This is a genomic window from Solirhodobacter sp., assembly GCF_964715405.1.
In genome coordinates, this window is sequence record NZ_CBAICG010000011.1 from 24251 (window position 1) to 46385 (window position 22135).

Below are 22135 nucleotides of genomic sequence, written 5' to 3' on the forward strand. Positions count from 1 at the left end.
TGAAAATATTCTCGGGGGGGAGCGGCGGATGACATCCGCCGCCGGGGGACAGACAGCCCCCCGCCTTGCTTTCCGGCGTTACCGCAAACGGTGGCAAAGCGACGCAGATTTCGCCGGGCAACAATCTTGCCTCATCGCCCCGCAGCGCGTAACAAACCGCACAGCGACCGGGGAGGTATACAATGGCATACGCAGACGTCTACGCAGGCTGGAAGGCCGATCCCGAAGGGTTCTGGATGCAGGCGGCCGAGGCCATCGACTGGGTGCGCAAACCCTCCCGCGCGCTCTTTGCCGAGAACGCCCCGTTTTACGAATGGTTCAAGGACGGCATGGTCAACACCTGCTGGAATGCGGTGGACCGGCACGTTCTGGCGGGCCGCGGCGCGCAGGTCGCGATCATCCACGACAGCCCGGTTACCGGCACCGTGCACAAGATCACCTATGCCGAGTTGCAGACCCGTGTCGCCTCCCTCGCCGGGGCGCTGAAAGCCAAGGGCATCACCAAGGGCGACCGCGTCATCCTCTACATGCCGATGGTGCCCGAGGCGCTGGAGGCGATGCTGGCCTGCGCCCGCCTCGGCGCGATCCACTCGGTGGTGTTCGGCGGCTTTGCCGCGCATGAACTGGCGGTCCGGATCGACGACGCCAAGCCGAAAGCCATCCTCGCCGCCTCCTGCGGGATCGAGCCGGGCCGGGTGGTGCATTACAAGCCGCTGCTCGACGGCGCCATCGACATGGCCAGCCACAAGCCGGACTTCTGCATCATCCTTCAGCGCGAACAAGAGGTTGCCAAGCTGATCCCCGGCCGCGACTTCGCCTGGCATTCGGTCCAGTATGGCGTCGAACCGGCCGACTGCGTGCCGGTCGAGGGCGACCACCCGGCCTATATCCTCTACACCTCGGGCACCACCGGGCAGCCCAAGGGCGTCGTGCGCCCCACCGCCGGGCATCTGGTCGCGCTGCACTGGTCGATGAAAAACATCTACGGCGTCAACCCCGGCGAGGTGTTCTGGGCCGCCTCCGACGTGGGCTGGGTCGTCGGCCACAGCTACATCTGCTACGGGCCGCTGATCCACGGCAACACCACCATCGTGTTCGAGGGCAAGCCCGTCGGCACCCCCGACGCGGGCACCTTCTGGCGGGTGATCGCGGATCACAAGGTCGCCAGTTTCTTCACCGCCCCCACCGCCTTCCGCGCCGTCAAGCGCGACGACCCCGACGGCAAGCTGATCGGCCGCTACGACCTGTCCTCCCTCCGCATCGTCTACCTTGCCGGTGAACGCGCGGACCCCGCGACGATCGAATGGGCGCAGGCCAAGCTTGGCGTGCCGGTGATCGACCACTGGTGGCAAACCGAAACCGGCTGGGCCATCGCCGCCAACCCGATGGGGATCGAGCATCTGCCGGTGAAGATCGGCTCGCCCTCGGTCGCCATGCCGGGCTACGACATTCAGGTGCTCGACGAAGGCGGCCACCCGGTGCCGCCCGGCACCCTCGGCGCGATCGCGGTGAAACTGCCGCTCCCGCCCGGCACCCTGCCGACGCTGTGGAATGCCGAGGACCGGTTCCGCAAGAGCTACCTGAGCCATTTCCCCGGCTACTATGAAACCGGCGATGCGGGTTACATCGACGCCGACGGCTACGTCTACATCATGGCGCGCACCGACGACGTGATCAACGTCGCGGGCCACCGCCTGTCCACCGGCGCGATGGAAGAGGTGCTGGCCTCGCATCCCGACGTTGCCGAATGCGCGGTGATCGGCATCGCGGACGAGTTGAAGGGCCAGGCGCCGCTGGGCCTCGTCTGCCTCAACAAGGGCTGCAACCGCCCGCACGCCGAGATCGCGAAAGAGGTCGTCACCCTCGTGCGCGACCAGATCGGCCCGGTCGCGGCGTTCAAGCTCGCCTGCGTGGTGGACCGCCTGCCCAAGACCCGGTCCGGCAAGATCCTGCGCGCGACGATGGTGAAGATCGCCGACGGGCAAGCGTTCAAGATGCCCGCCACGATCGACGACCCGGCGATCCTTGACGAAATCCGCATCGCCATGCAGGGGCTGGGGCTGGCAGGGGCATAGCGGGGGGAATTGACGCAAGGTCAAGCGCACCCTCCGCGGACCAATCCGGATGGACATGTTGGCGAAGCCGTTTTCATGTCATACCATGTCGGGATTGCAACTCCGAATTGAGTCCCCCTTGCCCAGACCTCTGGCCTTTCCTTCTGCGGCGGCAGACGCGGGTCGCCCCGCCAATCTTGCCGACTGGATCGCCCGTCCCGCGGGCGAGGAATCGCGGCTTGCCCTGCTGGGCCATGACCTGCGCGCCGCGGTGTCCGACATCATCGGCGGGCTGCGCCTGATCGAGCCGGCGGGGCTGGATGAACCGATCCGGCTGCAACTGGAACGCATCCGCGCGGCCAGCGAGGTGCTGGCCCTGCTGCTGGAGGACGGGCTTGCCGCGATGGTCGGCGAGGCCGTCACCGATCCGCTGCCGGTCAGCCTGCCGCTGACCCGGCTTTTGCACGATGTCGAGATGCGCTGGTCGGGCCGGGCGCGGGAAAAGGGTCTGGCGTTCTCGATGACGATCACGCCCGACGTGCCGCGTGTCGTGGCGCTCGACCGCATCGCGTTGGAACGCATCCTGTCCAACGTGCTGTCCAACGCGGTGAAATACACCGATACCGGCGGGATCGAGGTCGGGGTCATGCAGAACTGCGCGGGCGATCTGGTGTTTCGCGTCCGCGATGACGGGCCGGGCTTCTGCCCCGACGCGCTGGAGCATCTGTTCGAATTCGCAAATCGTCCGAACGGCACCCGCAAGGCAGGGTCCGGGCTCGGGCTGCACATCACCAAGCAGATGTCCGACCGCATCGGCGCCGCGGTGTGGGTCACGAACCGGCCCGAAGGGGGCGCCGAGGTCATGCTGACGCTGCCCGTGGCGTCGTGGCTGCCCAAGGCGGGCCCGCCCGAGGCGACCGACGGCCTGCCTGACCTCGGCCGCATGAAGGTGCTGGTGGCCGAGGACAGCGAGACCAACCAGACCATTCTGCGCCACATGCTGAACGCGCTTGGCGCCGAGGTCGTGATCGTTTCCGACGGCATCGAGGCGCTGAACCGGCTGGAGGGCGAGGCCTTCGATCTGGCGCTGATCGACATCGAGATGCCGCGCCTGTCGGGCATCGAGGTGATGCGGGCGATCCGCGCCGATGGTGGCCGCCATGCCACCATGCCGGTGATGGCGGTCACCGCCTATGTGCTGCGCGCCAACCGCGAGGCGATCTATGCCGCGGGGGCCGACAGCATCCTGGCCAAGCCGGTGGGCGGGCTCGACACGTTCGGAACGGCGATCGCCAACCTGCTGCAACGGACGGGCGGCGACGGCCCGGCCCCGGAGGCAGATGAGGAATCCCCGTCGATGGACACCGGCCGGTTTCAGGCGCTGCTGGAAATCGCCGGAACAGAAGGGCGCGCGGAACTGCTCGGCCGCCTGCTGGCCGACCTGCAGACGGTCGAGCGTGGGCTGGTGCAGGGGCTGGCGGAACCCGACCGCGGTGGCATCCGGTCCCAGACGCATGTGCTGATCGCCGTCGCGGGCGCGGTCGGCGCGAACCGCCTGATGCAGGTCGCCCGCACCCTGAACAGCGCGGCGCACCGGCACGACATGGCCGCCGTCGTCCCCCTCGGGCAGGAGGCGCTGGCCCTGCTTGACGACCTGATCCACTTCGTATCTGGCCAGATCTATCCGACGCGGGAGGCATCGTGACCGACGCAGCCCCGCTTTTGCTGATCGAAGATACGCCATCGCTGCGGATGATCTACGAGGCGATCCTGCGCGGCGCCGGGAATGCGGTGCACAGCGCCGACACCGCCGAGGCGGGTCTGCGCGCCTTCCGCGAGACCGGCACGAAAATCGTTCTGCTGGACCTCGGGCTACCCGACCGCGACGGGCTCGACCTGATGGCCGAGATGCTGCGCCTGCGCCCCGAGACGGCGGTGATCGTCATCACCGCCAACGGCTCGATCAACAAGGCGGTCGAGGCGATGCGGGCGGGCGCCTATGACTTTGTCGTCAAGCCGTTCGACGACCAGCGGTTCCTGGGCGCGGTCGAGAATGCGCGGCTGAACCATCGCCCGACATCGGCAACCCCACCCGACCCGACGCCGCTGGGCGATTTCATCGGCACCTCGGCGGCGATGACGGCGGTCTACGCCAAGATCCGCTCGGTCGCGCGCTCGATGGCCACCGTCTTCATCACCGGCGAAAGCGGCACCGGCAAGGAGCTGTGCGCGCAGGCGGTGCATGACAATTCCAACCGCGCCCGCGGCCCGTTCATCGCGCTGAACTGTGGCGCGATTCCGCCCGACCTGCTGGAATCCGAGGTCTTCGGCCACCTGCGCGGCAGCTTCACCGGCGCCATCGCCGACAAGATCGGCGCGGCGGCGGCGGCCGATGGCGGCACCCTGTTCCTCGATGAAATCTGCGAGATGGACCTCGGCCTGCAAACCAAGCTGCTGCGCTTCCTGCAAACCTCCACCGTGCAGCCGGTCGGCGCGACCCGGCCGCGCAAGGTGAACGTGCGCATCGTCTGCGCCACCAACCGCGACCCGATGGAGGAGGTTCGGCGCGGCCGCTTCCGCGAAGACCTTTACTACCGGCTGCACGTCGTGCCGATCCACATGCCGCCCCTGCGCGACCGCGGCCGGGACGTGATCGCCATCGCCACCGCCGCGCTGCGCCGCCTGTCCGACGAAGAGGGTCGCCATTTCAGCGCGCTCGACGAAGCGGTGAGCGGCCTGTTCTGCCGCCTGCCCTGGCCGGGCAACGTGCGCCAGCTTCTCAACGTGCTGCGCAATGTCGTGGTGCTGAACGAGGGCGAGATCGTCACCCCCGCGATGCTGCCCGCCGACCTTCAGACCGAGTTGAGGCCACGCGCCGCCGAGCACCCTGCCGACGCCGCGCTGCCCGGCCTCGCCGTCAAGGGCTTGATCGGCCGCACGCTGGCGGAGATCGAGCAGATCGTGATCGAGGCCACCATCACGGCCGAAGACGGATCGGTGCCGCGCGCGGCCAAGGTGCTGGGCGTGTCGCCCTCGACGCTTTACCGCAAGCGCGAAACCTGGCAGCGCAGCGACGCGGCCGAGTAGTGGCACCCGCCGTCAGGTGAACTGTTCGCGGAACAGCCGTTCCTCCAGCCCGTGACCGGGGTCGAACAGGATGCGGTGGCGCACCTTCGGCTCGCTGCGGATCTCGACCGACAGCACATTGCGCACCGACCGGCCATCGGCGTCGGCCATCACCGGGCGCTTGTCGGGTTCCAGCACGTCAAAGCGCACCAGCGCCGCCTTGGGCAGGATCGCGCCGCGCCAGCGCCGGGGCCGGAATGCCGCCATCGCCGTCAGCGCCAGCACCTCGGAGCCGATCGGCAGGATCGGCCCGTGGGCGGAATAGTTGTAGGCGGTCGATCCGGCGGGGGTGCAGAGCAGCGCGCCGTCGCAGATCAGTTCCGGCATCCGCACCTTGCCATCGACCGAGATGCGCAGTTTCGCGGCCTGCGGCCCGGCCCGCAACAAGGACACCTCGTTGATCGCCAGTGCGGTGTGCGCCTTGCCGCCGGTATCGACCGCCCGCATCGACAGCGGGTTGATCACCGCCTCCTCGGCGGTGGCCAGCCGCTCGGCCAACCCGTCGGCGTTGAACTCGTTCATCAGAAAGCCGACGGTGCCGCGGTTCATCCCGTAGACCGGCAGGTCAAGCGCGCCGGTCGCATGCAGCGTTTGCAGCATGAAGCCGTCGCCGCCCAGCGCCACGATGCAGGCCGCCTCGGCCAACGGGCGCTGGCCATAGCGGGCCACCAGCGCCTTCAGGGCAGCTTGCGCCTCGGGCATGTCGCTCGCCATGAAACAGGCTTTCGCGTCCAGCCTCTCGCTCATCCTGCCCTCCCCGGCCGTCCGCGTCGGACGATCAGGCCAGTGTTTTCAGCCCGGACCGGCGAACTCAACCCCTCGCGTTGTCGCCCCGGCAATTTCGCGTCGCAGGGCGTGCTTCGCCCGTAGGGGCCCGGTCGCAGGGCGTGCTTCGCCCGCGAGGGCCCGAGTGTCGCATTCCGGGCTTTCGAGTGGCCCGTTCATCGGATAAACACCCCCCAACCCCAATTTTCCCGGAGGAGACGCCGATGAACGCCCCCACCCCCGCCGCGCAACGCGATGCCGGTTTCTTCACCGAGAAACTGGAAACCCGCGACCCCGAGCTTTACGGCGCGATCCGCTCCGAACTGGGCCGCCAGCGCGACGAGATCGAGCTGATCGCCTCGGAAAACATCGTCTCGGCCGCCGTGATGGAGGCGCAGGGCTCGGTGATGACCAACAAGTATGCCGAGGGCTATCCGGGCAAGCGCTACTACGGCGGCTGCGAATGGGTGGATGTGGCGGAAAACCTCGCCATCGAGCGCGCCAAGCAACTGTTCGGCTGCGGTTTCGCCAATGTGCAGCCGAATTCGGGCAGCCAGGCCAACCAGGGCGTGTTCCAGGCGCTGATCAAGCCGGGCGACACGATCCTTGGCATGAACCTCGCCTCGGGTGGGCACCTGACCCACGGCGCGGCGCCGAACCAGTCGGGCAAGTGGTTCCATGCGGTGCAATACGGCGTGCGCCCGCAGGACAGCCGGATCGACTATGACGCCGTGCAGGCGCTGGCCACCGAGCACAAGCCCAAGCTGATCATCGCGGGCGGGTCTGCCGTGCCGCGCCAGATCGACTTTGCAAAGTTCCGCGCGATCGCGGATTCGGTCGGCGCATATCTGATGGTCGACATGGCGCACTTCGCCGGCCTTGTGGCGGGTGGCGCGCATCCCTCGCCGTTCCCCCATGCCGACGTCGCGACCACCACGACGCACAAGACCCTGCGCGGGCCGCGCGGCGGGATGATCCTGACCAATAACGAAGAGATCGCGAAGAAGGTCAACTCGGCGATCTTCCCCGGCATTCAGGGCGGGCCGCTGATGCACGTCATCGCCGCCAAGGCCGTGGCCTTCGGCGAGGCGCTGCGCCCCGAGTTCAAGACCTACGCCGCGCTGGTGATCCGCAACGCGCAGGCGCTGGCCGACCAGTTGATGAAGGGCGGGCTGGACATCGTCACCGGCGGCACCGACACCCATGTGATGCTGGTCGACCTGCGCCCCAAGGGCGTCAAGGGCAACGCCACCGAAAAGGCGCTGGGCCGCGCCCACATCACCTGCAACAAGAACGGCATCCCGTTCGACCCGGAAAAGCCCACCGTCACCTCGGGCGTGCGGCTTGGCACCCCGGCGGGCACCACCCGTGGCTTTGCCGAGGCCGAGTTCCGCCAGATCGGCGACTGGATCGTCGAAGTCGTCGATGGGCTTGCCGCGCATGGCGAGGATGGCAACGCCGAAGTCGAGGCCGCGGTGAAAGCCAAGGTCGAGGCGCTTTGCGCCCGGTTCCCGATCTATCCGGGGCTCTGAGCGGGCGGGGGGGCTTCGGCCCCGCGGCTACAGATACCCGCGCCAGGTCAGCACCGCGAACAGCAGCCCGGCCACCACGAACAGCCGAAACGCGATGCTGCCGCCGATGTTGATGGCGGCGGCCTTGTGGCGCTGCCATTGGCCCACGCTGCCGAGATGGCGCACGCAGGTATCATAGGCCGCGGCGATGCGGTCATGGTCGAGCCGCATCATCAGCTTGGGGTTCTGCGCCGTTTCCGCGGCCTTCGCCAGCACCGCCGCCTCGGCTTGCACGCGGCGCGGCATCACGCCCCGTGCATGGCGCAGCTTGGCCTTCAGGCCGTTGCCGCGAATGTGCAGCCGATCCTCCATCAGCTGCGCGACCCTGTCGGCCATCTGTTGCACCGGCACCGCACTCATTCGCGAACTCCCCTGTTCGGCGCACAGTAACGACGCTTCCCGGCGCACTCAACGGCTCTGGCATCGCCCGTCGCGCCGCGGTATCCCGGCGGCATGCTCAGTTCTACACTTCACGGCCAGCCGACCGCCCTGCCCCCGCTTCTGATCGCCCACGGCCTGTTCGGATCGGGCCGCAACTGGGGCGTGATCGCGCGCCGTCTGGCTGAAACGCGACAGGTCATCGCCGTGGACATGCGCAACCACGCGGGCAGCTTCTGGGCCGACAGCCACGGCTACCACGATCTCGCCGCCGATCTGGCTGGGGTGATCGCGGCGAATGGCGGGCGGTCCGACGTGCTGGGCCATTCGATGGGTGGCAAGGCCGCGATGATGCTGGCCCTGACGCAGCCCGACCGGGTGAACCGTCTGGTCGTCGCCGACATCGCGCCGGTCGCCTATGGCCACAGCCAGAACCACCTGATCGCCGCCATGCGCGGCCTCGATCTGGCCGGCCTCACCACGCGGGGCGAGGCTGACCGGCGGCTGGCGGCCAGGGTCGAGGATGCAGGCACCCGCGCGTTCCTGTTGCAATCGCTGGACCTGAAGGCCGACCCGCCGCGCTGGCGGCTGAACCTCGACCTGCTGGAGGCCGAGATGGCCCGCATCACCGGCTGGCCCGAGGTGCAGGGCCGCTTTGACGGCCCGACGCTGTTCCTGACCGGCGCGCTGTCGCACTATGTCCTGCCGGAGTATCGCCCGGCCATCAAGGTGCTGTTCCCGGCCGCGCGGTTCGCCAAGATACCGGGCGCCGGACACTGGCTGCACGCTGATCGCCCGCGCGAGTTCGAGGCGGCCGTGGCGGCTTTCCTGGCCTAACCCGCCCGCTTCATCCGCTCGATCAGCCCGTTCTTCAGCACAAACTGGTGGTAGAGCGCGCCCAGGACATGCAGCCCGACCAGCACCAGCAGCGGCAGCTTCATCACCTCGTGGACCTGCGCCGCGGCACCGACATGGCCAAACCACGCGACGAGTCCCGACACCGGCATCAAAAGCAGGATCGCATAGAGCGCCAGATGCACCGCCTTCGCCACCGCCTGCAACGCCGGGGACTCCTCGGCCGGGGGCAGCGGCACGCCACGGCGCCAGCGCATCGCCAGCCGCCAGATCATCAACAGCAGGATCGCGATCCCGCCAACGATATGCGCCACCAGCACCGGCGAATAGCTGAACCCCTCGCCCTTGCCGATGGCGATATAGGCGGCCTTGATCGTGTCATGCAGGATGAATTGCGGCACCAGCAGCAGGGCCACGATCCAGTGCAAACGAATCTGGCCCAGAGAATAACCCTTGGGTGTCGGCATGAAATCCCCTGTCCATCGCCGGGCTTGCCCGGCCCGATCGTCCGGAAAGCCCTGACACTGATCCTGCACGAAGCCGTGCGGTCAGGAAATAGCCTTGGCGATCTGCCAGCTTACCGGAATGGCGAGCACAAAGCCGACCGCCGCAGCAATCAGGATCGGGCGAAGCGTATCATTGCCGGTCACCAAGGCGGCAACGATCAACACCCCCATCAGCGTGGTCGCGACCATCAGAAAGAGGATTGTCGTCAGGCGGGTCATGTCAGTCTCCGATCATACGCGCGTCATGAGGTGACGTTGCCGCGACTCGCCGCGCGCCGCCTTGACATCGGTCAAATCACATTCCCTTTACACCAGAATATGGTCAGCCCCCGCGCGGGCAGCGCAGCCGGGCCCGCATCTCGCCGCTGTCGCCTTGCAGGCTGCGCGGATCGGCGATGCAGCCGGTCACTTCGGGGATCAGGGCCACCATCTGCTCTTGCACCGCCGCCTGTTCGGCACGGGGGACATAGCCGAAGCGGATCACCTCCACCATTTCGCCCCCGACGTAGACCGCATATTCGTGCCCGCCGCGCGTCACCTTCGTCTCGCTCGACCCGATCATTCGCGGCGCGGGCGAGTCGCAGGCGGACAGCAGCAGGGCGACCAGGATCGTCAGGGGACGCATCGGGTTCTCCGTCGGTGGCAGCGGCAGTCTGGCCGCCGCGTGGTTAACAAAGGATTGATGCCGGGCGGGTCGGGAGGCTTGCCGCCGATGCCGCCGCGCCCACGGTTGACTCGCCTGCCGCAAGGCGCGACGGTCCGGCTCGACTGACCCTGAAGGAGCCTGCCGATGACCCGCAACCTCGTCACCCTGATCGCCCTTTTCGCGCTTGCCGCCTGTGACACTGTCGCCGGAGCCGGGAAAGACATCCAGAAAGCCGGCGCCGCGATCACCGATCAGGCCAAACAGACGCAGACCGGCATGTGACAGCACGGCGGCGGTGTCATCCCACGCGAGCCTACCGTTGGCGCGAGAGGGGCGGCGCCGCAGCAGCAACGGCGGCCGGTCCTTGGTCAGCCGATCCTCATCTGGGTTACGGCATCGAACAGGTGTGAATGGCCTGCCTTCGGCCTGAGCCCGATCACGTCGCCGCGCCTGATCCGCGGTCGGTCCGAAAAGAGGGCGTGAAGGTCGAAGCCCGCCGCCTTGGTGGCAACAAACATCGCCGTGCCGGTGCTCTCTACCACGGTGGCCCTGGCGTCGATGGCTCCGGGGGTTCCGGTGGGAACCAGTTCCAGGTGTTCCGGACGGATCCCGTAAAGGATATCGCCCGTCGCGGTGGTTTCCAGCGGCAGCAAGAGGTCGGGTCCAAGGCGGACCCTCCCGGCTTCGGCCCGGCCGGGCAGAAGGTTCATCGCGGGCGAGCCGATGAAGCCTGCGACAAAGGCGTTGACGGGGCGGTCATAAAGTTCGAGCGGGGCGCCTGCCTGTTCCAGCCTCCCGGCGCGCATGACCACGATGCGGTCGGCCATCGTCATCGCCTCGATCTGATCATGGGTGACGAAGATCGAGGTTGAGGCCAGGCGTTCATGCAGGGCGCGGATTTCGGCGCGCATCTGCACCCGAAGCGCCGCATCGAGGTTCGACAGCGGCTCGTCGAAAAGAAACACGGCCGGGTGACGCACGATCGCGCGGCCCATCGCAACCCGCTGGCGCTGGCCACCCGAAAGCTGCTTTGGCATCCGGTCCAGATAGGGGGTCAGGCCCAGGATCTCGGCGGCCTCGGTCACGCCGCGTTCGATCTCGGTCTTCGTCGTCCCGCGGAGTTTCAGCGAGAAGGCCATGTTTTCGCGCACCGACATATGCGGGTAAAGCGCATAGTTCTGGAACACCATCGCGATGTCGCGTTCCTTGGGTTCAACCTCATTCACCACGCGCCCCGCGATCGATACGGTGCCCGAGGTGATTTCCTCGAGCCCCGCGATCATCCGCAGAAGGGTGGATTTGCCGCAGCCGGACGGGCCGACCAGCGCCACGAACTCGCCGTCGGCCACGTCAAAGCTGATGCCATGCATCACCTTCGTCGTGCCGTAAGCTTTGGTCAGTTCTCTTATGGATACCTCAGCCAAGGCGGTTCCCTCTTTTGGCAAGCTGGCGGATCTTCGTCCGGTGCTCGATCTGTCTACTTCAGCACGACAACCTTGGTCAGGTGGCGCGGTGTTTCCGTGTCGATGCCCTTGAGCACGGCGACGTGCTCGCCCAGAATCTGGAGCGCGGGAAGGGCGGCAAGAGCTGCGGCGGGGCCGGTGATGCCAAGCTCGATCACGAGATCGCCGGGGCCATTGATGCCGATGACGCGGGCCCCTTTTGCCTGCACATCGGCGGCGACCTTCGCCTCTTCGTCGCGCGTGTCGTCCGAGTAGAGCACGACCACCACGGATTTCCCGTCGATCAACGAGATCGGGCCGTGACGGTATTCCAGCGGGTGGAAGGCCTGACTGTAGGAAATGCTCATCTCCTGCAGTTTCAGCGACCCCTCGGTCGCGATGCCATAGTTCACCCCTGCGCCAAGATAGACGAAGTGGCTGCGGTCCTGCAGGATCGCTTTCGCGCCCGCGTCCATCTGCTGAAGGCCCCGCTGGGCGGCTGCCACTGCCGCATCCGGAAGAACCATCCCCGCCAGACGCAGCCCGCCAAGGAACATCAGGCTTGCCGAGACCGACATCACGATCCCTTCGGCCGGATCGGACGGCAGAAAGAGCCCGCGATCCGCGGCGCTCAGGACGGTCGAGTTGCTCTCGCACGAGATCGCGAGCGTGGCCCACCCCCTCGCGCGGCTCGTCTCGAGCGCCTGAATCGTCTCGGTGGTGGTGCCGGACCGCGACAGACCGATCACCAGAATGTCAGAGAAATCAGCCAGATAGCTTTCCGGTCGGCGCGCCCATTCCGCGCCGGGCACCGCGACGGCTTGCTGGCCATGCGCGTTGAAGGCGCAAGCCAGGGACTGCGCGAGATAATAGGATGTTCCACATCCGGTCAGCACGATGACACGCGCTTTGGCCAATTGGACCGGTTGGTGCAAAGCCTTCGTCCAATAGGGAAACTGATTGCGGATAACGGTTTCGGTCATCGAGGCCATGGTGCTCTCTTTCAGTTATTTGCTCGCCCCAGCCATCAGGCCCTGGACGAGGAAGCGGTTGAGGAAAAGGACGAGGATCGCTGGCGGAACGATGGCGACCATGCCGGCCGCATTCATCAATCCGTAGTCGACGAAGTTGCGTGTCACGAATTCGGGGATCAGCACGGTCAGGGGCTTAGTCGCCAAGGTGGGAGAGAACACCAGCGGCACCATGAACTGACCCCAGGCGGACAGAAACGTCAGGATCGCGCAGGCGACGATGCCAGGGCCCGCAAGCGGCAGGACGATCCGGATCAGGGTGTAGAGCTTGCTTGCTCCATCAAGCCAGGCCGCCTCTTCCAGCGACAAGGGCATCGCCTGATAGACCGAGCGCATCAGCCAGAGCGCCAGCGGAAGGAAGGCCGAGACATAGATCAGCGTCACGCAGGTGTAGGTGTCGATCAACCCGGCGCTGATCATCATGCGGTAAAGCGGGATCATCACGGTGTAGGCCGGGACGGCCAGCGTCGCCACGACCACCACGAAGAGGGCGTCCCGCCCCGGGAACCTCAGGCGGACGAAGGCCCAGGCTCCGAAAGCCGCGATGATCACGGTAACGACGGTTGCGACAAGCGAGGTGATCAGGCTGTTGATCAAGGCGCGCGAGAACTGCGGCCAGACCGACTGCACTTCGTTGCCCTGCGAGGTGGAGGTCGCGCCGAAAAGCTTGGCGTAATTGTCCAGCGAAAGGTGCTGTGGCCAAAGGTGCAGGCTGCCCGAGACAAGGTCTGTCGGCGGTGTCAGGCTGGTGACCAGCGACCAGTAGACCGGGCCCAGCGACCACAGCAACAGGAGCACCACCCCGAGCCCGAGCCCGACCCGGCCCAGCATCTTCTTCGCAGCGCGGCCGGTCATCATTCGAACCTCGTTTCGCGGTAGACCCGCAGCACATAGATCGCCGAAACCGCCAGCGACGCGACCATTGCCAGGATCGACAGCGCCATGCCCGCGGAAAGCTTCAGGTTCTGAAAGGCGGTGATATAGGTCTGGATCATGATCGACCTCGTATCGGTCGAGGTGCCGTTCAGGATCCAGGCTTCGTCAAAGAGGTTGATCGCGAACACCGTCGATTGCGACAGGGCGATGGCCAGACCCGGAGCGATCAATGGCAGGGTGATGCTGCGCAATCGCTGCCATGCCGTCGCGCCGTCCAGCTTTGACGCTTCGTAAAGCTCGGCCGGAATGGATTGCAGGGCCGCCAGCAAGATGATTGCCGTCAGGGGCATCATCCGCCAGGCATGAACCAGCGAGATCAGAAACAGTGCGGTGGCGCGGTTGTTGAACCAGACCTGGTTTTCGTGGATCAGCCCGACACTCTTCAAGGCTCCGTTCAGCAGGCCATAGCTGGGATTGTAGATCCACATCCAGATGACGGCGTTCACGACCGGCGGAAGGCACCAGGGCAGCACCACGGCGGCCAGCAGCCAGCGCCGCCCGCGCGTGATCCGGTTGAGAAGCAACGCCGCCATCAGGCCGCCGATGGTCTCGATCAGGACGGCCAGCACGACATAGGCGCTTGTCGTTCCCCATGCGGTCAGGACGGTGCGATTGCTGAACAGGTTGGTGTAATTCGTCAGCCCGACAAAGGGGGTTCCCTGTTTCATCGGGTCGATCCGGTAGAAACTGTCGAGGAAGGTCGAGATGAGGGGCAGGATGACCAGCCCCCCCATGATCAGAATGACGGGGAAAGCCAGGATCAGCCCCAGCCACCCATCTCGCGAAAGGCGGGGCCGTCTTGATCGGATCTCTGACATCGCCCTGGCCCCGCCTTCGCCGTTACTGCTGCGCTCTTGCGGCCGTGTCGGCGATCTGCTTCACGGCATCGGCCACGCTGATCTGGCCCTTGGCGGCCGCGTTCAGGGCGGTCTGGACTGCACCCGAAAACTCCGGATACCAGCTCGGGGTGCCCTGCGCGAACAGCGGCTCGGCGACGGCCGCCTGGGCCGCAAGCACATCCCCATCCCTCAGCGTGCCGTCCTTGCCCAACTGGGCCAGAACCGATGTGCGGGTCGGCAGGATGCCCAGCAACTTGTAGTTGGCGATCATGACGTCGGGCTTCATCATCCAGTTCAGGAACGTCGCCATCTGGTCCTTGTTCGTCGCCGACACCGGAATGCCGATCGCCTCGGGAAGGCCGAACGAGCGCGACGTGCCGGTCACGTTCGGCATCAGAGCGGCATGGGCATCCCCTGCCACCTGCGACTTCGCCGGATCGGCATAGACGGCAAGGATGCCTGCCTGCCCGGCGAGGTCGAACGTCACCTTGCCGGCCTTGAACGCCTCCTGGACCTCGGTGTCCTTCAGACCCGTCGCCGCCGGGTCGATCAGCCCCTCTTTCAGCGCGTTGACTTCGAATTCCATCGCCTTGTAACCGGCGGAGGTCGGGTCGACGAACAGCGGGTTGAATTTGGCATCGAACAGATCGCCGCCGAAGGCCTTGGTCAGCAGATACCAGGCGGTGGCGGAGCCTTCGGTTGCGGAAAGCGGCAGCCCGATCGGGTACTGCGCCGCGCCCTTGGCCTTGACGGCGCGCGCAGCGGCCAGAAGCTCGTCCATCGTCTTCGGCACGGCCACGCCGGCCGCGTCAAGATGCGCCTTGTTGTAGATCATGACGCGGAAGTCGTTGCTGTAGGGAATGCCAAGCAGCTTGCCGTCATAGGTGAAGATCGCCGCGGTCGGAATGTCGGCCATGACATCGGGCTTCACCACGCCGGCAAGATCGTCATACCAGCCTGCCGATCCGAACTGACCAACCCAGCTCCAGTCAAGCTCGGTTCCGCTGGCAGGCGCGGTGTGGGCCACCATCGAGGTCACGATCTTCGTGTGGATCTCGTCCCAGCCCAGCGTCTGGGTATCCAGCTTTCCGCCGGTTTCAGCGGTGTATTGGTCCGTCATCGCTTTCGGAAGTGTGCCCCAAGGCGGCAACAGAAGCGACAGCGCACCATCGGCCCAGGCTGCCGACGCAAGACCGAAGCTCAGGGGAACCGCCGCGGCAGTCATCAGGAAAGAACGTCTTTTCATTTTGTTACCTCTCTGTTTTCAGTGCAGTTTTCGTCGTCAGTGATCGGTCAAGGTTGGCCAGGAAGGCATCATCGACCACCCACCTTGCGGATCGGGCCGCATGCAGAATGGCGCCGCCGACGGGGGGAAGGCATGGGGGAACCGGTTCCAGCCCCATCATGCCCGCGACCGATCTTCGCAGGGCCAGATCGTCGAACACCCCGCCCGCATAGCTCCACCGCAACGGCAAGGTAGCGCCGGAGGCCCGCGCGGCGGCATGCCCAAGTTCGGACAGATGCGTGGCCGCCTGAAACATGAGGGCTTGCGCATCGGCGTCGCCGTTTCGGGAAAGCGCGGAAACATGGAGTGCGATCGAGGCGATGCCCGAACGGGGCTGCGCCAGATCATGGGCCCACCCGATCAGATCGGCCCCCGCGATCCCGAGGGCGCCCAGGATTGCTTCGGCGAAGGCGGCCGACGGCCGACGCCCGTCCAAGTCTCGACTGACGAGGGAAAGGGCCTCGCGTCCAATCCAATAGGCCGAACCTTCATCGCCGAACGCCGGGCCCCAGCCGCCGGTCCGGGCGATGCCTTTCGCCCCGCGAGCCCAGGCCATCGACCCTGTTCCGGCGAGGATCAGCACACCTTCCTTTCCGCCGAGCGCGCCTTCGAAGGCGACAGCAACGTCGTTCAGTACCTGCGTGCGAGGGCCGAACAGACCGGCGGCAAAGACGCTCTGGCGGTCCGAAATCCCGGGGATCTCGCCATGAAACGGAAGGCCGAGCGTTGCGGCCTCGACCGCGCCGAAGGGGGCGGTCAAATCCCTCAGTTGCTCTTCCCATCGGGCATTCGTGGTCGGGTCAAGCCCTTGGCAGGATCGCAGGCCGACCACGGTGCCAGACCTGTCGGCCACGGCCGCAATCGTCTTGGTTCCGCCACTGTCGAGGCCCAGAACGCGGTTCATCACGGCGCGCCCGTTACCGTCAGGGTGCAACCGAGATCGCGCAGCCGCAGCCGCCAATCGGCATCAAGTCGGGCATCGGTAATGACATGCGTGCGTGACCCGACCGCCGCGACATGATAGGTCAGCCGACGCCCGAACTTGTCTGCGTCGGCCAGAACGATCGGTTTGTCGGTGCGCGCCAGCATGTGGCGATTGATCCGCGCCTCCTGTTCGTCCGAGCTGTAGACCTCGGCATCCGGCGAGATGGCCCCGACGCCCAGAAACAGTTGATCGAACCACAGCCTGTCAAGCGCGTCTTCGGCAAGCGCGCCAACCATCGAGGCATTCTGGGCGCGCAGCGTCCCGCCCAGCAGCGTGACCGAGAGATCGGCCACCGGCATCAGAACCTGCGCCACGCTCAGGCAGTTGGTGAAAACCCTCAGCTTGATCGGGTGCAGCTTCAGGCGCCGCGCCAGTTGGAGGACGGTCGTGCCCGCATCCAGAAAGACCGCCGTGTCGGCGCGCAACATCTGATAGGCGGCCTCGCCGATGGCGCGTTTGAACGGCAGGTTGATCTGTTCCCGGCTTTCAAACGCGACCTCGGCGCCCGAGGCTTCGGCGATCTGCGCCCCGCCGTGCGTGCGCACGATGGCCCCTGCGGCCTCCAGTGCAAGAAGATCGCGCCGCACCGTCGGCTCGGAAACACCGACCGCTTCGGCGATCTCGCCGATCGAAGAATACCCTTTGGCAAACAGATGCTGCCGAATTGCCGTCGCCCGGTCGATCTTCATGGCTGAGCCGATTCCCCCCTTTGGCGAAATCATATGAAACGCCCGTTAGATCAGTGTCAATCAAGAACATGATCGTTTGTGATTGCCATGCTGAAAATGTGGTGCCATAAATTCAATCCTGATCAAGGAGGGTCCGATGACCACGTCCACGCTGCTCACCCTTGCCCGGTCCCGTCGCGCCGGGCGGCCCGTCGGGATCACGTCGGTCTGTTCGGCCCATCCCGAGGTCATCGGGGCGGCGCTGGCCCTCGGGCGGCGCGAAGGCAAGGAGGTGCTGATCGAGGCGACCTGCAATCAGGTCAATCACGAGGGCGGCTACACCGGGATGCGGCCCGCCGATTTCCGTCAGTTCGTCGAGAAGATCGCCGCGGATGAAGGGTTCGACCGGGCCCGGTTGATCCTCGGGGGCGATCATCTGGGGCCGAACCCGTGGAAACATCTCGGCGCCGTCGCGGCGATGGAACGGGCATCCACGATGGTGGCGGCCTATGCCGAGGCCGGGTTCGAGAAGATCCACCTTGATGCCAGCATGTCCTGCGCCGACGATCCGACCCCGCTTCCCGACCCGGTGATCGCCGCACGCAGCGCCAGGCTGGCAGTGGTGGCGGAACGCCATGCAAGCGGCGCGGCGCCGGTCTATGTGATCGGAACCGAAGTGCCGATCCCCGGCGGCGCGCTGGAGGAGGTCGAGCACCTTGCCGTGACGTCCCCTGACGCCGCGCGCGAGACGGTGAACATTCACCGCGACGCCTTCGACCGCGAAGGCATCGGCCACGCCTTCACGCGGGTTGTCGGGCTCGTGGTCCAGCCGGGCGTGGAATTCGGAAACGAGAATGTCGTGGCCTATGATCCGCCCGCGGCCAAGGCGCTGGTGGCTGTTCTGGGCGACCTACCTCTGGTGTTCGAGGCCCATTCGACCGACTACCAGACCCCGGAGGCCCTGGCGGCCCTCGTCCGGGACGGTTTTGCCATTCTGAAGGTCGGGCCGGCCCTGACCTTCGCGCTGCGCGAAACGCTTTATGGACTTGACCACATCGCCGACCACCTGTTCGGAAATCGCTCCGCCACGCTGCGCGACACGATGGAACGGCTGATGCTCGACAAGCCGGCGAACTGGGAGAAATACTATCCGGGCACGGCCCTGCATCAGCGCCTTCAACGGCATTTCAGCTATTCTGACCGCATCCGCTATTACTGGAACGAGGATATCGCCAGGAAGGCCGTCGCCGCGCTGCTGGCATTGTTTGGCGACACAGCGGTTCCCGAACCGTTGATTTCGCAATACCTCGGCGCCTCCTATGCGCAGGTGATGACGGGCGCCTCAGCCCCGACCGCCCGCAGCCTGATCCGCACATCCCTGATACGCGTGCTGTCGGATTACAGCGCCGCGTGCGGGCAGCCTGCGTCAGCGTGACTGTGAGTTACCCCCCGAAAACTGGACAGTGACGGAAGCTGCGATCTCAACGCTGCTGGTCTCCAGGAACGAGGAGATCAGAACATGTCGAAAATCAGGAACCACGACGCGGCGTTCAAGGCGCGGGTGGCGTTCGGTCTGCTGCCGGTTTCGTGGCCACGAAGAGAGGATCATGACCAAGGAACTGGAGATTGCAGATGACGAGACGGAAGTTCAGCCGTGAGTCCAAGATCAAGGCTGTGAGGCTGGTGACGGAGCGGCAAGGGCCAAGGCCGTCGGACGATCAGGCTCAGGACGCCTTCATCGGGCGGCGGCCTTCGGTTTTCGGACGCGTGAGGATTGGCCAGTAGACCACCGCAAACCCTGCGAAGGCCGCGATCCAGGCGCAGGCGGCAAGGTGGAGGGGCCAAGTCTGCTCGGGCAAGGCACCTGCCGCAAACCGCGCCAGAACGGCGACGATCAGGCTGGCGTAGATCGCCGTGATCGGCAGGGTGGCGTGCAGGGGCCGCCCGGCGTGGCCAAGGCTGGCGCGGGTCATCACCGCAAGCGTCATCAGCCCGACCGCCCCGGCCATCCAGACATGCTGCGCGGCGGGGCCCATTGCCGGCAGAAAGGCTCCGGCTGCCACGGCGAAGAACCCCAGCGGCACACAGGCATATCCGGCGTGCAGCACCCAGACCAGCGCCTCGGCCCCGGTATGCCTGCCGGACCAGCGCGACAGCCGCCAGGCCTGTGCCACGCCTGCCACGGCGCAACTGGCCGCCGTGAATCGCTGCTCGGGCCAGAAGATCCAGATGCCCAGCGCCACCGCAGTCAGCGCCAGAACCACGCCATCGCTGCGGCCAAAGGGCACCGGCAGGGCCGGGTTGCGGCGCTGCGCCAGCCAGTTGCGGGTGAAACTCGGCACGATGCGGCCGCCGATCAGCGAGATCAGCAGCACGGCAACCGCAAGGCCCAGGCGCAGGGCGATCCCTTTGGCCGGATAGCCGCCCTGTGCCGCCTCAAGATGATAAAGCCCGTTCGCCAGGGTCATGCCCAGCAGCAGGCCAAGAACGGGCAGGTTCTTCCAGTTGCGCCCGGCCGCAACCTCGCGGGCCAACGCGGCGAACAGCGCCACCGGGAAGGCGAGGTCGACGATGGCCACCAGGCCCCAGGGCAGCAGCGCCGAGGTGGCGACCGCCACCCGCCCCGCCAGCCACAGGCCGGCCAGCACCGCCAGCGGTCGGCCGACGATCGGCAGACGCCCGGTCCAGTTCGGCACCGCGGTCAACAGGAACCCCGCCAGCACCGCCCCGAGATAGCCGAACAGAAACTCGTGCGCGTGCCACGAGACCGGGTCGAAGGCGGTCGGCACCACGTCGTGGCCGGTCAACATCACGATCCAGAGCACCATCGCGACTGCCGCCCAAATGGACCCCAGCAGAAAGAACGGGCGGAAGCCGCAGCTCAGGATCGCGTGGCCGGTCCAGGCGCGCATCCGGTCGGCAGAGGTGGTCATGGCTGCTCTTTCGGGGGGTGAATGCCGGTCTCGGTCACGATGACCTGCATCGGAATGTCATGGGGTTGCGGGAGAATCGTGGGCAGGCGGGCGGCATCCAGACCCACGCCGATCGCGAAGGGGCGCGGCGACAGGGCGGCCAGCGTGCGGTCGAAGTAGCCGCCGCCGTAGCCCAGCCTGTAGCCCCCCGCATCCCAGCCCACCACGGGGGCGAGCGTGGCGTCGGGCTGAACCTCTGGCCCCTCGGCGGGGACGAGGATGTTCCAGAAGCCGCGTTCCATCCTTGTGTCCGGTGTCCACGGGCGGAAGATCAGCGGGGCGCCACGGGTCGCCACAATAGGCAGGGCGGCCTGCGCGCCACGGGCGAGCAGACCGGAAAGCCATGCGCGCAGGTCCAGTTCGGCCTTGATCGGCCACCATGCGGAAATCGTCAGGCCTTGCAGCGAGGCAAACCGATCCGCCAGCAATCGGTCAAGATGGCCCGCAATGGCATGAGAGGCCCGTTGCCGCGCCTCGACCGCCATCGCCGCACGGTCGGCAAGCAGCCGCTGGCGCTCGGCCGCGCGCCAGCGTGCGACATCGCGGGCCTGTTCGGGATCGACATCGGCCGGGTCGAACATGGACGCGAGGCAAGGCGGCGAGGCGGGGGGGGGCGTGCCGGTCATGATCCGCCCCCTGCGGATGGCCGCGTCATCCCGTTCAGGCGCGCAAGGGCCACCTGCGCCTCGGTCAGGATGCTGGCGATGCGGTCGGCGGCGCCGGGCAGGGTGTCGATCAGCGCGGCGCCCTGACCGGCATAGGCCGCCATCGCCTCCAGATTGCCGGTCGTGGTGCGCAGGGGCGAGTCGGTGCTGTACTTCAGCAGGGGGCGGCCCTCGTCCCATGCGATCACCTCGCGCGGCAGGCGGTCGGGGTGGTGGCCCATCAGGCTGTGGCCAAGCGCCTCGGTCACCGAATTGCGGATCACCCGGACCGGTGAATTGGGTGGCCAGTTCAGCGCAAAGGCGTCGGTGAAGACGGTATCCTCGGCCGCTGCACCAATCACCCGCGCCTTGTGGTCGTCATGCGCGAAGGACTCTTTGGTCGCCAGAAACGCCGTACCGCAGTGGATGCCCTGCGCGCCCAGGGCCACCGCGGCAATCAGGCTCGCCCCGGTGGCAAAGCCGCCCGAAGCGATGATGGGCAAAGACGAAGCACGGGCCACCTGTTCCACCAGAACAAGGCTTGCAACCGTGCCGTGGACATGGCCGCCCGCCTCGACCCCTTGCACGATCAGCACATCGGCCCCGGCCGCCTCTGCCGCCTTGGCCGCGGCAAGCGAACCCACCTGGTGCAACACCAGACAGCCCGCCGCCTTGGCCCGCGCCACGGCTTCAGGCACGACATCCCAGAAAAAGCACATCGCCGGCACGGCGCGGTCAAAGCAGACCTGCAACTCGGCTTCCAGCAGCGCCGGATCGGTGGCGGCGGGGATCAGGTTCACGGCAAAGGGGCGCGAGGTTCCGGCCCGCACCGCGTCAATCTCCTGCCCGATTAGCGCCGGAGATTCCCGCACCATGCCAAGGATGCCGTACCCTCCGGCCTGCGCCACCGCGACCACAAGATCAGACCGCGCCACCCCGCCCATCCCGGCCAGCAGGATCGGCACATCACAGCCCAGAAGCGAACAGACGGGGGTGTGCAAGCGATGGTTGGACATGTGATCTCTCCGGTTCAGGCGTTGCGGCTGAAGCTGGGCAGGCGGGCCCGCGCGGCGATCGTTGCCGCGTTGCCGCGCGCGGGAAGAATGGTCATGTGGATCAAGCTGGCGGTCCGCTTGGCCAAGACCGGGGCCCGCATCGGGGCCACGCGCACGCGGCCGCAAAAGCCCTGCCCACGGCACTCCTTGACACAGCGGGCGGGCATCGCGTCATCCGGTTCGGTGTGCCGCGTCATGTCGGCGGGCACGGCCGGGCGGGCACGGGGCGAGTTCGGACTGACTGCGGCGTCGGTCATCGGCAGCGTCCTTCCGGCAGCTTGCCAGAGGGATAGACTCATTGAATAGGTATTGTAAATGCCCATTCGATCCAACGCCGCCCGACCTCTTGACCGGTTTCGGGCGGCCGGTGTCCGGCG

General features: G+C 66.7%; 23 protein-coding genes. 7 read left to right on the plus strand and 16 right to left on the minus strand.

Going from position 1 to position 22135, the window contains the following annotated elements; all coding sequences use genetic code 11:
* The first annotated feature begins 182 nt into the window (after positions 1 to 182).
* From AC11WY_RS06860 to AC11WY_RS06870, 3 genes are all read left to right on the plus strand, one after another.
* Positions 183 to 2075: a propionyl-CoA synthetase gene (locus AC11WY_RS06860; RefSeq protein ID WP_482923846.1), complete on the plus strand. Its 1893-nt coding sequence runs from the start codon at positions 183 to 185 to the stop codon at positions 2073 to 2075.
* A 118-nt stretch (positions 2076 to 2193) separates the two neighbouring features.
* Positions 2194 to 3759 (plus strand): ATP-binding protein, encoded by a 1566-nt coding sequence (locus AC11WY_RS06865; protein ID WP_482923848.1) that lies wholly within the window; start codon positions 2194 to 2196, stop codon positions 3757 to 3759.
* 47 nt (positions 3760 to 3806) lie between these two features.
* Positions 3807 to 5141, plus strand: a complete 1335-nt coding sequence (locus AC11WY_RS06870; RefSeq protein WP_482923993.1) for a sigma-54-dependent transcriptional regulator — start codon at positions 3807 to 3809, stop codon at positions 5139 to 5141.
* Between the two features lie 12 nt (positions 5142 to 5153).
* Here AC11WY_RS06870 and AC11WY_RS06875 read toward each other — a convergent pair whose 3' ends face one another.
* Positions 5154 to 5927, minus strand: coding sequence for an NAD kinase (locus AC11WY_RS06875; protein ID WP_482923850.1), 774 nt, complete (start codon positions 5925 to 5927; stop codon positions 5154 to 5156).
* A 242-nt stretch (positions 5928 to 6169) separates the two neighbouring features.
* Between AC11WY_RS06875 and glyA the strand changes: the two genes are divergently transcribed.
* The gene (gene glyA / locus AC11WY_RS06880; protein ID WP_482923851.1) at positions 6170 to 7477 is read left to right on the plus strand and encodes a serine hydroxymethyltransferase; all 1308 of its coding nucleotides are present in this window, start codon (positions 6170 to 6172) and stop codon (positions 7475 to 7477) included.
* Between the two features lie 27 nt (positions 7478 to 7504).
* Here glyA and AC11WY_RS06885 read toward each other — a convergent pair whose 3' ends face one another.
* Positions 7505 to 7876, minus strand: a complete 372-nt coding sequence (locus AC11WY_RS06885; RefSeq protein ID WP_482923853.1) for a hypothetical protein — start codon at positions 7874 to 7876, stop codon at positions 7505 to 7507.
* 93 nt (positions 7877 to 7969) lie between these two features.
* Here AC11WY_RS06885 and AC11WY_RS06890 point away from each other — a divergent pair, with 93 nt between their 5' ends.
* Positions 7970 to 8731, plus strand: a complete 762-nt coding sequence (locus AC11WY_RS06890) for an alpha/beta fold hydrolase (RefSeq protein WP_482923854.1) — start codon at positions 7970 to 7972, stop codon at positions 8729 to 8731.
* Here the strand turns inward: AC11WY_RS06890 and AC11WY_RS06895 are convergent.
* From AC11WY_RS06895 to AC11WY_RS06905, 3 genes are all read right to left on the minus strand, one after another.
* Positions 8728 to 9216: a cytochrome b gene (locus AC11WY_RS06895; RefSeq protein ID WP_482923856.1), complete on the minus strand. Its 489-nt coding sequence runs from the start codon at positions 9214 to 9216 to the stop codon at positions 8728 to 8730. The genes AC11WY_RS06890 and AC11WY_RS06895 overlap by 4 nt on opposite strands.
* A gap of 81 nt (positions 9217 to 9297) precedes the next feature.
* Entirely contained in the window at positions 9298 to 9474 is a 177-nt protein-coding gene (locus AC11WY_RS06900) for a CTP synthetase (RefSeq protein WP_482923858.1), read from the minus strand.
* 103 nt (positions 9475 to 9577) lie between these two features.
* Complete coding sequence (locus AC11WY_RS06905) at positions 9578 to 9880, minus strand: hypothetical protein (RefSeq protein WP_482923859.1); 303 nt, start codon at positions 9878 to 9880, stop codon at positions 9578 to 9580.
* Positions 9881 to 10045: 165 nt separating this feature from the next.
* On the opposite strand from AC11WY_RS06905, the gene AC11WY_RS06910 reads away from it, so the two are divergent.
* Positions 10046 to 10183, plus strand: a complete 138-nt coding sequence (locus AC11WY_RS06910) for an entericidin A/B family lipoprotein (protein WP_482923861.1) — start codon at positions 10046 to 10048, stop codon at positions 10181 to 10183.
* Positions 10184 to 10269: 86 nt separating this feature from the next.
* On the opposite strand, the gene AC11WY_RS06915 is transcribed toward AC11WY_RS06910, so the two are convergent.
* From AC11WY_RS06915 to AC11WY_RS06945, 7 genes are all read right to left on the minus strand, one after another.
* A complete protein-coding gene (locus tag AC11WY_RS06915; protein WP_482923862.1) occupies positions 10270 to 11325 on the minus strand; it encodes an ABC transporter ATP-binding protein in 1056 nt (351 codons plus the stop codon).
* Positions 11326 to 11378: 53 nt separating this feature from the next.
* Positions 11379 to 12335, minus strand: a complete 957-nt coding sequence (locus tag AC11WY_RS06920; protein WP_482923864.1) for an SIS domain-containing protein — start codon at positions 12333 to 12335, stop codon at positions 11379 to 11381.
* A gap of 15 nt (positions 12336 to 12350) precedes the next feature.
* Complete coding sequence (locus AC11WY_RS06925) at positions 12351 to 13229, minus strand: carbohydrate ABC transporter permease (protein WP_482923866.1); 879 nt, start codon at positions 13227 to 13229, stop codon at positions 12351 to 12353.
* Positions 13229 to 14044: a carbohydrate ABC transporter permease gene (locus tag AC11WY_RS06930; RefSeq protein WP_482923868.1), complete on the minus strand. Its 816-nt coding sequence runs from the start codon at positions 14042 to 14044 to the stop codon at positions 13229 to 13231. The genes AC11WY_RS06925 and AC11WY_RS06930 overlap by 1 nt, the downstream gene beginning before the upstream one ends.
* Positions 14045 to 14150: 106 nt before the next feature.
* A complete protein-coding gene (locus AC11WY_RS06935; RefSeq protein WP_482923870.1) occupies positions 14151 to 15395 on the minus strand; it encodes an extracellular solute-binding protein in 1245 nt (414 codons plus the stop codon).
* A gap of 4 nt (positions 15396 to 15399) precedes the next feature.
* Complete coding sequence (locus AC11WY_RS06940; RefSeq protein ID WP_482923872.1) at positions 15400 to 16338, minus strand: BadF/BadG/BcrA/BcrD ATPase family protein; 939 nt, start codon at positions 16336 to 16338, stop codon at positions 15400 to 15402.
* Positions 16338 to 17108 carry a DeoR/GlpR family DNA-binding transcription regulator gene (locus AC11WY_RS06945; protein ID WP_482923874.1) on the minus strand — a complete coding sequence of 257 codons (771 nt, stop codon included), beginning with the start codon at positions 17106 to 17108 and terminating at the stop codon, positions 16338 to 16340. The genes AC11WY_RS06940 and AC11WY_RS06945 overlap by 1 nt, the downstream gene beginning before the upstream one ends.
* Positions 17109 to 17244: 136 nt before the next feature.
* On the opposite strand from AC11WY_RS06945, the gene AC11WY_RS06950 reads away from it, so the two are divergent.
* A complete protein-coding gene (locus AC11WY_RS06950) occupies positions 17245 to 18522 on the plus strand; it encodes a D-tagatose-bisphosphate aldolase, class II, non-catalytic subunit (RefSeq protein ID WP_482923876.1) in 1278 nt (425 codons plus the stop codon).
* A 289-nt stretch (positions 18523 to 18811) separates the two neighbouring features.
* Here the strand turns inward: AC11WY_RS06950 and AC11WY_RS06955 are convergent, their stop codons facing one another.
* From AC11WY_RS06955 to AC11WY_RS06970, 4 genes are read right to left on the minus strand one after another with little or no spacing between them, the layout of a single operon-like run.
* Positions 18812 to 20020 (minus strand): NnrS family protein, encoded by a 1209-nt coding sequence (locus tag AC11WY_RS06955; protein WP_482923878.1) that lies wholly within the window; start codon positions 20018 to 20020, stop codon positions 18812 to 18814.
* Positions 20017 to 20685 (minus strand): 5-formyltetrahydrofolate cyclo-ligase, encoded by a 669-nt coding sequence (locus tag AC11WY_RS06960; RefSeq protein ID WP_482923879.1) that lies wholly within the window; start codon positions 20683 to 20685, stop codon positions 20017 to 20019. The genes AC11WY_RS06955 and AC11WY_RS06960 overlap by 4 nt, the downstream gene beginning before the upstream one ends.
* Positions 20682 to 21719 (minus strand): NAD(P)H-dependent flavin oxidoreductase, encoded by a 1038-nt coding sequence (locus AC11WY_RS06965; protein ID WP_482923881.1) that lies wholly within the window; start codon positions 21717 to 21719, stop codon positions 20682 to 20684. Before AC11WY_RS06965 ends, AC11WY_RS06960 begins: the two co-directional genes overlap by 4 nt.
* A gap of 14 nt (positions 21720 to 21733) precedes the next feature.
* Positions 21734 to 22015, minus strand: a complete 282-nt coding sequence (locus AC11WY_RS06970; RefSeq protein ID WP_482923882.1) for a hypothetical protein — start codon at positions 22013 to 22015, stop codon at positions 21734 to 21736.
* Positions 22016 to 22135 lie beyond the last annotated feature (120 nt).

Bases quoted from the DNA above. Each gene is read 5' to 3' on its own strand.
- AC11WY_RS06860 (WP_482923846.1), top strand. From the start codon at position 183: ATGGCATACGCAGACGTCTACGCAGGCTGGAAGGCCGATCCCGAAGGG.
- AC11WY_RS06870 (WP_482923993.1), top strand. From the start codon at position 3,807: ATGATCTACGAGGCGATCCTGCGCGGCGCCGGGAATGCGGTGCACAGC.
- AC11WY_RS06875 (WP_482923850.1), bottom strand. From the start codon at position 5,927: ATGAGCGAGAGGCTGGACGCGAAAGCCTGTTTCATGGCGAGCGACATG.
- glyA (WP_482923851.1), top strand. From the start codon at position 6,170: ATGAACGCCCCCACCCCCGCCGCGCAACGCGATGCCGGTTTCTTCACC.
- AC11WY_RS06885 (WP_482923853.1), bottom strand. From the start codon at position 7,876: ATGAGTGCGGTGCCGGTGCAACAGATGGCCGACAGGGTCGCGCAGCTG.
- AC11WY_RS06890 (WP_482923854.1), top strand. From the start codon at position 7,970: ATGCTCAGTTCTACACTTCACGGCCAGCCGACCGCCCTGCCCCCGCTT.
- AC11WY_RS06895 (WP_482923856.1), bottom strand. From the start codon at position 9,216: ATGCCGACACCCAAGGGTTATTCTCTGGGCCAGATTCGTTTGCACTGG.
- AC11WY_RS06900 (WP_482923858.1), bottom strand. From the start codon at position 9,474: ATGACCCGCCTGACGACAATCCTCTTTCTGATGGTCGCGACCACGCTG.
- AC11WY_RS06905 (WP_482923859.1), bottom strand. From the start codon at position 9,880: ATGCGTCCCCTGACGATCCTGGTCGCCCTGCTGCTGTCCGCCTGCGAC.
- AC11WY_RS06910 (WP_482923861.1), top strand. From the start codon at position 10,046: ATGACCCGCAACCTCGTCACCCTGATCGCCCTTTTCGCGCTTGCCGCC.
- AC11WY_RS06920 (WP_482923864.1), bottom strand. From the start codon at position 12,335: ATGGCCTCGATGACCGAAACCGTTATCCGCAATCAGTTTCCCTATTGG.
- AC11WY_RS06925 (WP_482923866.1), bottom strand. From the start codon at position 13,229: ATGACCGGCCGCGCTGCGAAGAAGATGCTGGGCCGGGTCGGGCTCGGG.
- AC11WY_RS06930 (WP_482923868.1), bottom strand. From the start codon at position 14,044: ATGGGGGGGCTGGTCATCCTGCCCCTCATCTCGACCTTCCTCGACAGT.
- AC11WY_RS06935 (WP_482923870.1), bottom strand. From the start codon at position 15,395: ATGAAAAGACGTTCTTTCCTGATGACTGCCGCGGCGGTTCCCCTGAGC.
- AC11WY_RS06940 (WP_482923872.1), bottom strand. From the start codon at position 16,338: ATGAACCGCGTTCTGGGCCTCGACAGTGGCGGAACCAAGACGATTGCG.
- AC11WY_RS06945 (WP_482923874.1), bottom strand. From the start codon at position 17,108: ATGAAGATCGACCGGGCGACGGCAATTCGGCAGCATCTGTTTGCCAAA.
- AC11WY_RS06950 (WP_482923876.1), top strand. From the start codon at position 17,245: ATGACCACGTCCACGCTGCTCACCCTTGCCCGGTCCCGTCGCGCCGGG.
- AC11WY_RS06955 (WP_482923878.1), bottom strand. From the start codon at position 20,020: ATGACCACCTCTGCCGACCGGATGCGCGCCTGGACCGGCCACGCGATC.
- AC11WY_RS06960 (WP_482923879.1), bottom strand. From the start codon at position 20,685: ATGACCGGCACGCCCCCCCCCGCCTCGCCGCCTTGCCTCGCGTCCATG.
- AC11WY_RS06965 (WP_482923881.1), bottom strand. From the start codon at position 21,719: ATGTCCAACCATCGCTTGCACACCCCCGTCTGTTCGCTTCTGGGCTGT.
- AC11WY_RS06970 (WP_482923882.1), bottom strand. From the start codon at position 22,015: ATGACCGACGCCGCAGTCAGTCCGAACTCGCCCCGTGCCCGCCCGGCC.